Below are 13,334 nucleotides of genomic sequence, written 5' to 3'. Positions count from 1 at the left end.
AGGGCCTGGCGCTCGACGTCACGGGTGGCGGTCAGTTCCGGCTGGGTGGCGACGCAGGCAGGCCCGTGCGCGGCCACACGGCACGGCCTCACTCCAGGACAAGGAACCGTCCCCGGCCCTGAGGATCTCGACCGCCACCGGTAGTGTCGAGCGCTCCACCCTAGGGCCTGGCGCTCGGCGCCAAGAGTGGCGGTCAGTTCCGGCGTGGGGTGACGCAGGCAGGGCCGTCCGCCGCCACACGGCACGGCCTCACTCCGGGACAAGGAACCGTCCCCTGGCCCAGACCCGGGTGCGCGAGACAGATCCAGAACCAGCACCCGTCACCACGCGCCCCGGCCGCCAGCAGGACTCATCGAGCGTCAGGATCGTCCCATCAGAGAACAGGGCCGCACCTGGCAGCGATTCAGCGGGGCCGGCTCGCTGGAGCGTGGATGCTGCTCCAACAGTTGACACCCAGCGCACCCGGAGCCTGCGGGATATCCTCAGGCAGTGCCCGACTCCCCGACAGCCATGACGACCGACGACTTCGCGCGGAACCTGGCCGAGGTCAGGGCGCGGATGGACGCCGCCTGTGCCAGGGCCGGGCGCACTGCGTCCGAGGTGCGGCTGCTGGCGGTGAGCAAGACCGTTCCGGCCGGACGACTGCGCTCGGCCTATCAGGCGGGCTACCACGAGTTCGGCGAGAACAAGGTGCAGGAGGCGGTGGCGAAGGCCACCGAACTGGCCGACCTACCCGATCTGACCTGGGCGATGATCGGCCACCTGCAGACCAACAAAGTGCGGGAGGTGGTGAGCTTCGCCGACGAGTTCCACGCCCTCGACAGCCTGCGGCTGGCCGAGGCACTGGAGCGCCGACTCGAATCCGCCGGTCGCAGCCTGGACGTCTACCTGGAGGTCAACACCTCCGGTGAGCCGGGCAAGTTCGGACTGCTGCCCGACCAGGTGGCCGAGGTGCTCGCTGAGCTGCCGCGATTCCCGCGACTGCGTCCGGTGGGCCTGATGACCCTGGCCGTCAACAGTTCCGACGCCACGGCCGTCCGGGCCTGCTTCGCGGAGTTACGAGAACTGCGGGACCGGCTCCAGTCCTCCACCCCCACGCTTACCGGCCTCTCGATGGGTATGTCCGGCGACTTCGAATTGGCCATCGAAGAAGGGGCCACCACCGTCCGGATCGGGCAGGCGCTGTTCGGCGCCCGCACCCGTCCCGCCTGAGGGCTGGTTCGGCGCAGACCGTTCCGTCGACCACCCGGCATCGCTGGCCCCTTGAGTCAGATTGGGGACGGCTCCAACTCGAGTCATCGGTTGGCGGCGGCTCACCTCGGAACCGTCCTGAGTCATTCCCAACCTGAGTGACATCCCCTCCGTGGCCCAAGGAGGAACAGTCCGCAATCTGAGTCACGTTCCGTCGTGCCGGCCCCCACCCCTGCAGCCTTGATCCAGATGAGAGCGGTTCCGAATCGAGTCAGGACGGTTCGGTCGACCCAGCGGGACGGCTCGGTCGAACCAGCGAGCGTCGTCGATTCCGATCCGGCCTGACGAGCGTCGAAGCGAGTCGGCCTCGACTCACGCAAGAACAACCCGCCTCGAGCAGGCCTGGTTCGACGGAGCAGTCCCCGTCCAACCGCCGGTGACGCGCATCAGCTGTCGGGGCGTGGACCACCGGAGACGTGGCTCCACGTCCGGATCAGGGCAGAACGGCCGGGCGGACGGCGGTACGGTGGCGGACGTGACCGCATCCGACAACGACTTCCCGTGGCGGTCGGTGGTCACCTCGATCTTCCTGCCCACTCTGCTGTTCTCGATCGGTGAGGGGGCGATCCTGCCGATCATCCCGGTGGTCGCCAGCCAGCTCGGCTCAGGGCTGGCAGGGGCAGGCCTGATCGCCGCGATGGTGGTGGTCGGCGAACTCGTCGGCGATGTGCCAGCTGGCGCGATCGTGTCGCGGGTCGGGGAACGAGTCTCGATGATCGGCGCCGCACTGCTGGCCAGCATCGGTGTCGGGGTCTCGCTGGCCGCCGCCACACCCTGGGTACTGGGCGTCGGCATCTTCCTGATCGGCCTGGCCACCTCGGTGTTCGCCCTTGCCCGGCACGCATTCATGACCAGCTACGTGCCGCTCACCTACCGTGCCCGGGCACTGTCAACGCTGGGCGGCACCTTCCGGCTCGGCTACCTGATCGGCCCCTTCCTCACCGCCGCCGTGGTCAGCTCCACCGGCGAGGCGAGTTCGGCTTTCTGGATTCAGTTGGCCGGTTGCGCGGGCACGGGCATCGTCCTGCTCCTGTTGCGCGACCCCGAGGCGAGTCTGCGCCGGCCCACCATGGACGCGATCGCCGATCCCGGCGCGACCGAACTCGCGGCCGAGTCACGCGGCCTGCTGACCACCATCCGCGCGAACGGCCGGGTACTCGCGACGGTCGGCACCGGTTCGGCACTGGTGGCGGCGCTGCGCGCCAGCCGGCAAGTGCTGCTGCCGCTGTGGGCGGTGAGCATCGGGCTCGGCGAGACCTCGACAGCGGTAATCATCGGCATCGCCGGTGCGGTCGACTTCGCGCTGTTCTACGCCGGCGGCTGGATCATGGACCGCTTCGGACGGCAGTGGGTGGCCGTCCCGTCCATGGTGGGACTCGGGATCGGGCACCTCGTCCTGGCCGCGACCCACGACCTGCCCGCGCCGGTCGCCTGGTTCGTCGCGGTGGCGATGTTCCTCTCGCTGGCCAATGGCATCGGGGCCGGCATGTTGATGACCATTGGCGCAGACCTGGCCGACCCTGCCGACCCCGCGCCCTTCCTGGGAGCCTGGCGGTTCACCAACGACTCCGGGGCCGCGCTGGCCCCGCTGGTGATCTCGGGCGTGACCGCCCTGGCCTCGCTGCCAGCAGCGGCGGCGGTGCTGGGGTTGATGGGCCTCGGCGGGGCAGCCATCCTGCGCCGGCACCTGCCCAGGTACTCCACCAAACCCTGACCACCGCCGATCCGGAGATCCGGCACCCCGCCGACCACCTCGACGGCACCGGCTCCGCCGGCAATTCGGCCCCCATGCCGGTTTCGACGGCCGTGTGACGACGATCCGCTGGGCACCGGACCGTCGGTGTTGCGGCCGGCATCCTGAGCGGTGTCGTGATTCTGCGCCTCGATCACTGTCAGAGGCCCAAAAGCCTCGCTGCGCGCGATCGACCGGCAGTATTGCGACAGCCTTGGCCACAACCCGCCGGCCAACCCGGCGGCCAACCCGACAGTAGGGCTCGGACGACGTGGAAACCGCCGGCGATTCGGGCCTAGGGTGGGAGCCGGGCCGCACCACTGCCGCGTGCCCGTCCCGGAGCCTGAGGAGCCATCGATGAAGACCTTCACCCTGCCCGGCACCGACCTGGTGGTCCCTGCCATCGTCACCGGCGTGATGCGGATCCAGGAGAAGACGGACGCCGAGGTTCGCGCGATCTTCGACGCCTCGCTGGCGTCCGGGATCACCTTCTTCGACCACGCCGATATCTATGGCAGCCTGCCGGCCCACGGCTGCGAGCAGCGGTTCGCCGAGGCGCTGCGGCTCACCCCGTCCCAGCGGGCCGAGCTGGTCCTGCAGACCAAGGCGGGGATCGTGAAGGACGGCCCCTACTTCGACTTCTCCCACGACCACCTGGTCGAGGCGGTCAACGGGTCCCTGCGAGCGCTGAACACCGACTACATCGACCTCCTCCTGCTGCACCGCCCGGATGCCCTGGTCGAGCCCGAGCAAGTCGCCCAGGCCTTCGACGAACTCTCCGCCGCTGGCAAGGTCAGGCACTTCGGGGTCTCGAACCACACGCCGTACCAGATCGAGTTGCTGAAGAAGTACGTCCGGCAGCCACTGGTGGCCAACCAGGTCCAGTTGTCGATCACCCACGCGCCGCTGGTCACCCAGGGCATGGCGATGAACATGGAGCAGCTCGACCAGTCGATCGACCGGACGCTGGGCACACTCGACTACTGCCGGCTGAACGACATCACATTGCAGGCATGGTCGCCCTTCCAGGCCAAGTTCTTCGACGGCCCCTTCCTGGGCAACCCCGGCTACCCCGAGCTCAACGCGGTGGTGAACCGGCTGGCCGCCAGCTACGCGGTGCCGCCCGAGGCGATCGCCACCGCGTGGATCCTGCGCCACCCGGCGAGCTGGCAGGTGGTGAGCGGTACCACCAGCCCCGAGCGGATCACCGCCGCGGCGAAGGGCGCCGACGTCGAGCTCACCCGCCCGGAGTGGTACGAGCTCTACCGCGCCGCCGGCCACACCGTGCCCTGACGGCCCGACGGCCCGGCGGGCCAGCCGCCCAGGGAACAGCCGGAGCTGGCCATGGCGGGTTCTCCGGACACCCCCAGGCGGGGGCCCGGCCGGACGCGGAACAGCCGAACCCTCAGAGGCGTTGACCACAACGCACCATCAATCCGGAGAGGCAGTTCCCATGCGCATCACGATCGTCGGAGGCACCGGTTACACCGGTGCGAACATCGCCAGGATCGCCGCCGCCCGCGGCCACCAGGTGACCTCGCTGAGCAGACACGAACCCACCGAGCCAGTTCCCGGCGTCAGCTACCGGACGGGCTCCGTCCTCGATCCCGCTGTCCGCCAGCAGGCGGTCGCCGACACCGACGTGCTGGTGCTGGCCGCCTCGCCGCGCGGCAACCTGCTGGAGGCGCAAACCGAGGTCTACCAGGCGTTCCTCGAGCTCGCCGACGCTGCCGGCGTCCGGTTGTTCGTGATCGGCGGCTACAGCACCCTGCGTCCCGCACCCGGAGCCCCACGAATCCTCGAGGCCGGGCAGTTCCCGCCTGAGTTCGCCCGCGAGATCCAGGCCGGGGCGGACAACCTCGACGCCCTGCTGGCCGCTCCGGACTCGCTCGACTGGGTGTACGTCAGCCCGGCCGGCAGCTACGGCGCGCACACGCCCGGCGAGGCCACCGGTCATTACCGCAAGGGTGGAGAGATCGCACTGGTCGACCAGGCCGGGAACTCAGCGATCTCCGGCGCCGACTTCGCCCTCGGCGTGGTGGACGCGATCGAGGCGGGCACCGACCACCGGGCCCACCTTTCCTTCGCCTACTGAATTTCGCCCGGACACGGGTGTCCACCCGCTTCCCGCGGACGGTGGACACCGCTATCCTCGCGGCCAACACCATCAGGAGGTTTTCGTGGCCGAAGCAACGCCCGCACCCAAGAAGCGCAGGAAGTCGACCAAGGCAGCGGCCGGAGAAGCCGCCCCAGTCTTCACCCCGACTCCCGAGGCCAAGGCGAAGTCCACCCAGAAGCGGATCATCGCCCTCGTGCTGTGGGTGGTGGCGATCGGCCTGGAAGCCGTCGCCATCTTCTGGTTGCTGCGTCCGCCGTTTGACGAGTTGGCGGCCAACCACGGCTTCCCGCAGTGGCGCTGGTGGACGCTGCTCGGCTTCATCGTGGTGATCGGCGTGCTGGCAGTGATCGGCTCCCAGCTGTGGAAGCAGGCCAACCGCCTCGACCCGGCCTCCAACAAGGAGCCGGTCCGGTTCTTCGTCCAGAACCAACTCGGCGCGATCATCGCCCTGATCGCCTTCGTGCCGCTGATCATCCTGATCTTCCTGAACAAGGACATGGACTCCAAGCAGAAGGGTGTCGCCGGCGGTGTTGGCATCGCCGTGGCGCTGGCAGCCGTCCTGCTGGGCGTCGACTTCAAGCCGCTCTCGCAGGAGCAGGCTGCCGTCGAGTCGCAGGTGGTCACCCAGCTGGTCGGCCAGGACCTGGTCTGGTGGAGCGAGGGCGGCGGCGTCATGCACCTGTGCGAGGGCGTCTCCGACCTGAAGAACGTCAAGACCAAGGTGAGCAGCGGCACCACCGCCGAGGCCTTCGCCGCAGGCAAGACCGGCATCACGCTGGAGATCCAGCAGGAGTTGAACCAGTGCGGTCTGCAGACCCCTGCCAACATCGACGACATCGTCACCTGGGTGCGCCAGGCCCGCGGGGTCGCCTGAGCCGTCTCCTCACCGCCGCTTTGGAGCCCGCGCCCGTCGTCGACGGCGCGGGCTTCGCGGTTCACAGCAGCATGACCGCCGTACCTGCGACGATCAGCCCCAGCCCCAGCAGAGCGCGCCGCCGCAGTCTCTCCCCGAACACCAGCCAGGCGAACCCGACCGTGATCAGGACGCTGAGCTTGTCGATCGGCGCGACCAGGCTCGCCGGGCCTTCCTGCATCGCCCGCCAGTAACACAGCCACGAGGCGCCGGTGGCGATCCCGGAGATGGCCACGAACACCAGTTCACGGCCCGGCACGGTCCTCAGTTGCCGGTGCTCACCGGTCACGAAGACCACCACCCAGGCCATCACGAGCACCACCACGGTGCGGATCGCGGTACCCAGGTTCGACTCCACCTCGGCGATGCCGATCTTGCCGAGGATCGCGGTCAGGGCAGCGAAGACCGCCGAGCCGATGGCGTACCACAGCCACCGTCCGCGGGTCCCGGAGCTCCAGTCCGTCCGCTCGATCATCAGGTAGGTGCCGATCCCCACCCCGGCGATGCCGATCAGCCGGGGGACGAGGTGGTCGGTCTCTCCCAGCAGCACGATGCCCAGCCCCACGGTCAGCACGACGCTCGACTTGTCGACCACCACCACCTTGTTCACCTCGCCGAGTTGCAGCGCCCGGAAGTAGCACAGCCAGGAGGCCCCGGTGGCAAGTCCGGACAGCACCAGGAAGATCCAGGTGCGCGGCTCCAAGCCGGTGATGGTCTGCTGCGATCCGGCCACCAGCACCATCAGCCAGGCCAGCACCAGGACGACGACCGTGCGGACCGCTGTGGCCAGGTTGGACGGGGTGTGCCGGATGCCGAGCTTGGCCAGGATCGCGGTCAACCCGGCGAACAGCGCCGAACCGGCGGCGTAGACAACCCACAGCGGCACCCCTTGAGGCTAGCGCGACTCCGGGGAGCGATCACCCAGTCATGGCGTCCCGGCCTGGAGTAGGTTCTCCTGCGGTGGTGAGCTCAGCGCCGAAGCCACCGTCCCGGTGACCAGCGAGGGCTCACCGGGCACGACAGCTACCGGAGGCCGGCAGGCGCTCCGCCGAGGAGGAACCGCTCGTGAGCCACGACCCTGCCTACCAGGATCCGACCCTTCCAGTTCCCGAGCGGGTGGCCGATCTGCTGGGCCGGATGACGCTTCCCGAGAAGGTGGGGCAGTTGCTCCAGCTCGACGCCCGCGACGACCTCGACGACCAGGTGCTCCGGATGAACGTGGGATCGATCCTGCACACCTCACCGGAGCGGGTGCTGCAGGCCCACGATCTTGTGCAGCGCACTCGGCTGCGGATCCCGCTGCTGGTCGCCGACGACTGCATCCATGGTCACTCCTTCTGGGGCGGGGCGACGATCTTCCCCACCCAGTTGGGGATGGCAGCCTCCTGGGACGCGGACCTGCTCGCCCGGGTTGCCCGGGCGACCGCCGTCGAGGTGGCGGCGACCGGCATTCACTGGACTTTCTCACCGGTACTGTGCATCGCCCGCGACCTGCGTTGGGGACGGGTGGACGAGACCTTCGGCGAGGATCCGCTGCTGATCGGCGAACTCGCGTCCGCGATGGTCCGTGGCTACCAGGGCGCCGGGCTGGATGACCGGACTGCGATCCTGGCCACCGCCAAGCACTTTGCCGGCTACTCCGAGACCCAGGGTGGACGCGACGCGTCGGAGTCCGACCTCTCCCACCGCAAGCTGCGCAGCTGGTTCCTGCCGCCCTTCGAACGGGTGGCCAGGGAGGGCTGCCGGGTCTTCATGCTCGGTTACCAGACCACCGACGGGATCCCGATCACGCTCAACTCCTGGCTGCTGAACGACGTGCTGCGCGGCGAGTGGGGCTACACCGGCACGTTGGTCACCGACTGGGACAATGTCGGCCGGATGGTCTGGGAGCAGCAATTGTTCCCCGACTATGCCGAGGCCTCGGCCGCCGCTGTGAAGGCCGGCAACGACCTGATGATGAGCACCCCTGGCTTCTTCGACGGCGCGCTGGCGGCGATCGAGCGCGGTCTGCTCACCGAGACGGAGTTGGAGCCCGCCGTCGGCCACGTGCTGACGCTGAAGTTCGAACTCGGCCTGTTCGAGGATCCGCGCCGCCCCGACCCGGTGCGGCAGCAGTTGGTGATCGGTTCGAGCGTGCACACCGACCTCAACCTCGAGGTCGCCCGGCGGTCGCTGGTACTGCTGCGCAACCAGGGCCTGCTGCCCCTGGACGGCACCGGACCGGGGCGCCGGATCGCGGTGATCGGCCCGAACGCCGACGACGCCCAGACCCAGCTCGGTGACTGGGCCGGCAACTCCGGCCAGGCGGGCTGGCTGCCCGAGGGTCAGCCGCGCGAGCAGATCGTCACCGTGCTGGACGGCCTGCGTGCGCTGGCCCCCGAAGGCTGGACGGTGACCCACGCCCGCGGCGCGGACATCCTCACCCTCGTCCCCGACCCCCAGGGAGCGTCCTTCCCCGACGGCCAGCCCCGTCCGCCGGTGGTGGCGCCCTGCCCGCCCGACCCCGGCCTGATCCCCGAAGCGGTCGCCGCAGCCGAGGACGCCGACTACGTGGTGGCCGTGGTGGGCGACCGGATCGAGCTGGTCGGCGAGGGACGCTCCACCGCCACGCTGGAGTTGATCGGCGGCCAACTGGCCCTGCTCGAAGCGCTGGCGGCCACCGGCAAGCCGCTGCTGGTGGTGCTGCTGGCGTCCAAGCCGCTGGTGCTGCCGCCGTCCGTGCTGACCGCGGCGGCGCTGGTCTGGGCGGCCAACCCGGGGATGCAGGGCGGCCGGGCGATCGCCGAGCTGTTGTTCGGGCTGATCGAGCCGAGTGGGCGGCTGCCGATCTCCTTCGCCCGGCATGTCGGCCAGCAGCCGACTTACTACAACCAGGTCCGCGGCCAGCACGGCAACCGCTACGCCGACCTCAGTCAGACCCCCGCCTTCGCCTTCGGTGAGGGGCTGTCGTACACCACGGTGGAGTACGCCGACCTGCGGCTGCGGTCGGAGGATCTGGGCCCTGACGACACCCTCGCGGTGGCTGTCACGGTCACCAATACCGGCGCCCGCGCCTGCCGGGAGACGGTACAGGCCTATGTCAGCGACACCGTCACCTCGGCGAGCTGGGCGGACGCCGAATTGAAGGCCTACCGGCAGGTCGACCTCGCTCCTGGGGATTCCGCCGTGGTCCGGATCGAACTCCCGGTCGCCGCCTGCACGATCGTGGACGCGGCCGGCCGCCGGGTGGTCGAGCCGGGAGCCTTCGAACTGCGTGTCGGCCCGTCCTCCCGACTCTCCGACCAGCTGCGGGTGACGTTCACCGTCCACGGCTGATCCCCAGTCGGCAAGGCCGCCCGCAGGTTCGCGTCGGCACGCCCCGGGCCCGAGCCGATCCCGACCCGAGCCACAGCCGGCGTTGCTGTTCACGGTGTGCTGGACGATCCGAGGACGAAACTCCAGCCACAGCTTGTGGCCACGCGGGCCGGCAGTGCGGCGTCAAATCGGACCAGGCTGCTCAGCCCAGCGTGCTCGGCAACGCCACCTGCTGGCCGAGCACGTGCTCGGCGAGGAAAGCCTCCACAGTCTGGTACCAGAGTCTGGCGTGCTGTGGGGACAGCACCCAGTGGTTCTCATCCGGGAAGTACAAGAACCGGTGGACAGTGGTGCCGTCCTCGGCGGCCGGCAGGCCTGATGCCGCGTTCAGCTCGAACCACAGCCGCAGCCCCTCCCCGATCGGCACCCGGTAGTCCCGGTCGCCGTGGACGACCAGCATCGGCGTGCGGATCTGCCCGACGAACCGGTGCGGACTGTTGGCCGCCGCCATCTCGGGGGTCATCTCACGCTGCCAGTAGTAGCCGGCGTCGGTGGTGGGGCCGAACTGGTCCAGCGCCCACAAACTGGCGTGGGTCACGATCGCGGAGAACCTGTCAGTATGGCCGGCCACCCAGTTGGCCATGTAGCCGCCGAAGGAGCCACCCATCGCGGCCGTGCGGGTCTGGTCGATCTCGGGCAGCCGCTCGGCAGCGTCGGTGATGGCGAGCAGGTCGGTGTACGGCTCGGCCCCCCACCGTCCCCAGCCGCGCTGCACCATCTCCTGGCCGTAACCGGTCGACAGCGCGGGATCCGGCATCAGCACCGCGTAGCCCTGCGCCACCATCAGCCAGGGGTTCCAGCGCCAACTCCAGCCATTCCACGAGCTCAGCGGGCCACCGTGGATCCACAGCAGCAGCGGCGCCGGGGCGTCGCGGGAGGCCCCGTCCGGCAGAGCGAGCCAGGCCCGGATCCGGGTGCCGTCGGCGGCCGTGGTGTCGAGCTCTCGGAGCTCGCCCGGGAGCGGCGGGGCGGCCACCGGGGACCGCAGCAGGGTCGCGGGGACCGGCGTCCGCTCGCCCGGCCGGCCACTGCCGCGAAAGGCTGCCAGATCGATCCGAACGGGTTCGGCCGGTGCCGCGTAGCTGCTGCGGAGCGCGTAGAGGGTGGCACCGTCGGGTGCTACCCGGACATCGCCGAAAGAGGCATCGTCGGCGGTCACCTGTTCGACGACAACCTCCGACCCCGGGCCGTCGGCGAAGCTGGCCAGGAAGATCGGCCCCCGGCCCTGCGAGTCGGCGGTGACCACCAGGCCACAGCCGTCCGGCAGCCAGGCCAGCGAGTTCGGCCAGCGGTCCCAGTCGTCGGCGAGGATCACCGGATCTCCCCCGGCCGTCGGCACCAGTGCCAGCCGGGTGACCGGGGCCTGCTCGGGGTTGGTCAGCGTCTCACGGAGATAGCCGACCCACGCACCGTCCGGGGACAGCGCCGGGCAGTACACCTCGGCACCGGGGTCATCGACCAGGGTGCGCCGCTCGCCGGTCGCGGTGTCAATCAGGACCAGTGTGCTGCGGAGCGCTCCGCCCGGTGCGCCGATCGCCCAGCTGAGCGCCAGGGTGCTGCCGTCGGACGACAGGTCGGCGCTGTGCTCGATCAGTTGCCGTCCGGCGCCGGTGAGCTGGCGGAGCTTCAACCGTCCGTCAGCCGGCGGTTCAGTGACGTTCGGGTTGGCGGGGGTCGCGGAGGCCGTCCCGGCCAGGTCCGCCTCGGTTCCCGGGGTCGCGGCGGTCGCGTCCCCGGGCATCGACCCTGCTGCATCCCCCGGCTGCAGGGCCTCAGGTTCTGCGGCGGGGGTCGTCGTGGTTGCGGCGGCTCCCGCCCGTCCAGGTCGCGGCGGCAACAACGGTTCGTCGGTCAGCGTCGCGAGATCCCCGACGAACCGCCGCGGGAAATCGGGTCCGAGGTCGTGGTCCCAGTACCGGACGGGGTAGCTGGAATGCAGGATGGCGGACACCTTCAGATCCTTGCGGGCCTGGCGCAGTTCGGCGTCCTGGGCAAGATCGGCCGCGCTGGGCAGCAGCGACGCGGCCACGCTCACCACGTCCGCCGAACGCGCCACGAGGGGCGAGGACAGCCCGCCGGGCGCGGTCGCGATGACCCTGGCCTCCCCACCGGCGGCAGGGAGCAACCAGAGCGCAGCTCTGGGCTCGTCCTTGCCCTCACCTCCGTCCGGATCGGGCCGGGCGGAGGTGAACAGCAGGTCTCCCGAACTGGTGAACCTCGCCGAAGACTCGCCTTTCGCGCTGCGGGTGAGGCGGTGGGCGGGGTGCTTTCCTGCCGGGTCGATCTCCCACAGCGCCGTGGAGTAGGCGGTGCGCTCGGCGTTCAGGGTCTGGACGGTGACGACCAGTCGGGTGCCGTCGGGGCTGAGGACGAGAGAGCCCAAGCGAGGCAACGCGATATAGGACTCAAGATCGTGAAAGGGGGTGGACATTCTCACCCCCCGTTCCTATCACGCGCATCCGGCGCGGATGGTCTCTGCCCGAGACCCTCAGAGCACCCTCAGGTCAATCTCAGCACCATCTCAAAAATCGAGACGTCCCACGAGAGGGAATCTGGCTCCTCCGTCACAGCCGTCACACGACACGCCGACGACACGCCGAGAGCGCCCGAAATGCCCCAAATCGTGCCCCACAAACCCTTGCCGAAACCCTCCGGGCCAGCGTAGAAATGACCCATCGGATCGCTTCGGCGGTTCGGTAGCCGGAAGAAGGAACTCCAGCTTCCCGGTGGGCTTCGGTTCGCCGGTTCGGACCGGTGATGCGGTCAGGTGGCTGGTGGGAGAGCGTCCGGAAGACGCGGATCATCGCTCCGTCGTCGATAGGGGCCCCGGAAACTCATACTTTCCGGGGCTCCGCCTTGTATGTCCTGGTCAGGGCCGGATTCTGGCAGGCAGACAGGCCATGCCCGTTGGCATCACGCCACGCCGGCCACCCAGCGCACCATGGCGCCGACCAGCGGCGCAAAGCCGTCCCACTCCAGGAAGGGCACCGGGCACCAGTGCGGGCCGATGTCGGAGGTCCAGACCAGGCTACGGCCGGCACCAACGGCCAGGGTGGCGATCAGGACGTCGTCGTCGACCTTCGCGACCACCTCCGCCTCCGGCTTGGCGAACACCCGGTTGTAGCCCAGCAGCACCGGCGCACCGCTGCCGACCGTGTCCGCGATCGGACCCGCGCCGGTCGCCGACGGACGTGCGCCCTGCGGTGCCTCCACTCGGTCGTCGCAGTCCAGCATGGTCACCGGCAGGATCTCGGCCAGTGGCGTACGGGCGAAGTTCGCCCGGGCCTGGAAGCCCTGGAAACTCAGGTAGCCACCGGCCATCATCACCCCGCCACCGCCGTGCGCGTACTCGGCCAGCACTTGCAGCCGGTTCGGCCGCGACTGGCCACCCAGCCAGGTCGCAGGCGGGAGCAGGAAGGAGTTGGCCCCGATGTCGGACAGGATCACCGCGTCGTAGGCCTTGAGTTCGTCGACCGACCAGGGGAACTTCTCCGGGACATCGTGGGCGTACAGCTGCTCGATGGTGATGCCCTGGCTTGCCGCCGCCTCAATGAACGCGTCCGCGCCCCGCTCGAAGGTGGTGCTGGAGAAGCTGTCGAAGCCCTTGTAGTGGGTGGCGTGGGAGATCCACGATTCGCCGGCGAGCAGGATACGGGTCATGGGTTGGCCTCCAGAATGGTTGGGACGGTGATGCGACCCTAGCCCGCCCCGTCCGCTGGCCGCAGGCGGTTCGGTGCAGTGTCTCAGACCCCGGCGTCGGCACTCCAGCGGCCCTGGTGTGTCGAGCCCGTTAGCCGCCCGGAGACGACGATGCCCGGCCTCCCGCCGGCTCGGCCGAGATTGGTTCCCGAGCGCAACCCAGTGCTACTCTGGACGCCGCCCTAGGCGTAGGGGGCATTAGCGCAGTTGGTAGCGCGCCTCGGTCGCATCGAGGAGGTCACGGGTTCGAATCCCGTATGCTCCAC

Annotated in this window: 9 protein-coding genes and 1 tRNA gene; 7 read left to right on the top strand and 3 right to left on the bottom strand. The window is 69.6% G+C overall.

What is annotated here, in order from left to right; genetic code table 11:
• The first annotated feature begins 489 nt into the window (after window positions 1-489).
• From VB080_RS15675 to VB080_RS15655, 5 genes are all read left to right on the top strand, one after another.
• Entirely contained in the window at window positions 490-1,212 is a 723-nt protein-coding gene (locus tag VB080_RS15675; RefSeq protein WP_416339648.1) for a YggS family pyridoxal phosphate-dependent enzyme, read from the top strand.
• Window positions 1,213-1,726: 514 nt separating this feature from the next.
• Entirely contained in the window at window positions 1,727-2,965 is a 1,239-nt protein-coding gene (locus tag VB080_RS15670; RefSeq protein ID WP_323419380.1) for an MFS transporter, read from the top strand.
• 375 nt (window positions 2,966-3,340) lie between these two features.
• Window positions 3,341-4,276, top strand: coding sequence for an aldo/keto reductase (locus VB080_RS15665; RefSeq protein WP_323419379.1), 936 nt, complete (start codon window positions 3,341-3,343; stop codon window positions 4,274-4,276).
• A gap of 160 nt (window positions 4,277-4,436) precedes the next feature.
• Complete coding sequence (locus VB080_RS15660) at window positions 4,437-5,078, top strand: NAD(P)-dependent oxidoreductase (RefSeq protein ID WP_323419378.1); 642 nt, start codon at window positions 4,437-4,439, stop codon at window positions 5,076-5,078.
• 85 nt (window positions 5,079-5,163) lie between these two features.
• Entirely contained in the window at window positions 5,164-5,976 is an 813-nt protein-coding gene (locus VB080_RS15655) for a hypothetical protein (protein ID WP_323419377.1), read from the top strand.
• 61 nt (window positions 5,977-6,037) lie between these two features.
• On the opposite strand, the gene VB080_RS15650 is transcribed toward VB080_RS15655, so the two are convergent.
• Window positions 6,038-6,901, bottom strand: coding sequence for an EamA family transporter (locus tag VB080_RS15650; RefSeq protein ID WP_323419376.1), 864 nt, complete (start codon window positions 6,899-6,901; stop codon window positions 6,038-6,040).
• 179 nt (window positions 6,902-7,080) lie between these two features.
• Here VB080_RS15650 and VB080_RS15645 point away from each other — a divergent pair, with 179 nt between their 5' ends.
• Window positions 7,081-9,330 carry a glycoside hydrolase family 3 N-terminal domain-containing protein gene (locus tag VB080_RS15645; RefSeq protein WP_323419375.1) on the top strand — a complete coding sequence of 750 codons (2,250 nt, stop codon included), beginning with the start codon at window positions 7,081-7,083 and terminating at the stop codon, window positions 9,328-9,330.
• A gap of 181 nt (window positions 9,331-9,511) precedes the next feature.
• Here VB080_RS15645 and VB080_RS15640 read toward each other — a convergent pair whose 3' ends face one another.
• Both VB080_RS15640 and VB080_RS15635 read right to left on the bottom strand, forming a co-directional pair.
• Window positions 9,512-11,800, bottom strand: a complete 2,289-nt coding sequence (locus VB080_RS15640) for a prolyl oligopeptidase family serine peptidase (protein WP_323419374.1) — start codon at window positions 11,798-11,800, stop codon at window positions 9,512-9,514.
• A 482-nt stretch (window positions 11,801-12,282) separates the two neighbouring features.
• Complete coding sequence (locus VB080_RS15635; RefSeq protein ID WP_323419373.1) at window positions 12,283-13,029, bottom strand: glutamine amidotransferase; 747 nt, start codon at window positions 13,027-13,029, stop codon at window positions 12,283-12,285.
• A 231-nt stretch (window positions 13,030-13,260) separates the two neighbouring features.
• On the opposite strand from VB080_RS15635, the gene VB080_RS15630 reads away from it, so the two are divergent.
• Window positions 13,261-13,333: transfer RNA gene (locus VB080_RS15630), tRNA-Ala, on the top strand.
• Window position 13,334: the final 1 nt, after the last annotated feature.

This window comes from Propionicimonas sp. (genome assembly GCF_034927565.1).
Taxonomy (GTDB): domain Bacteria; phylum Actinomycetota; class Actinomycetes; order Propionibacteriales; family Propionibacteriaceae; genus Propionicimonas.
Note: the sequence above shows the minus strand (reverse complement) of the source record. Positions and strands in the feature narration are given on the sequence as shown.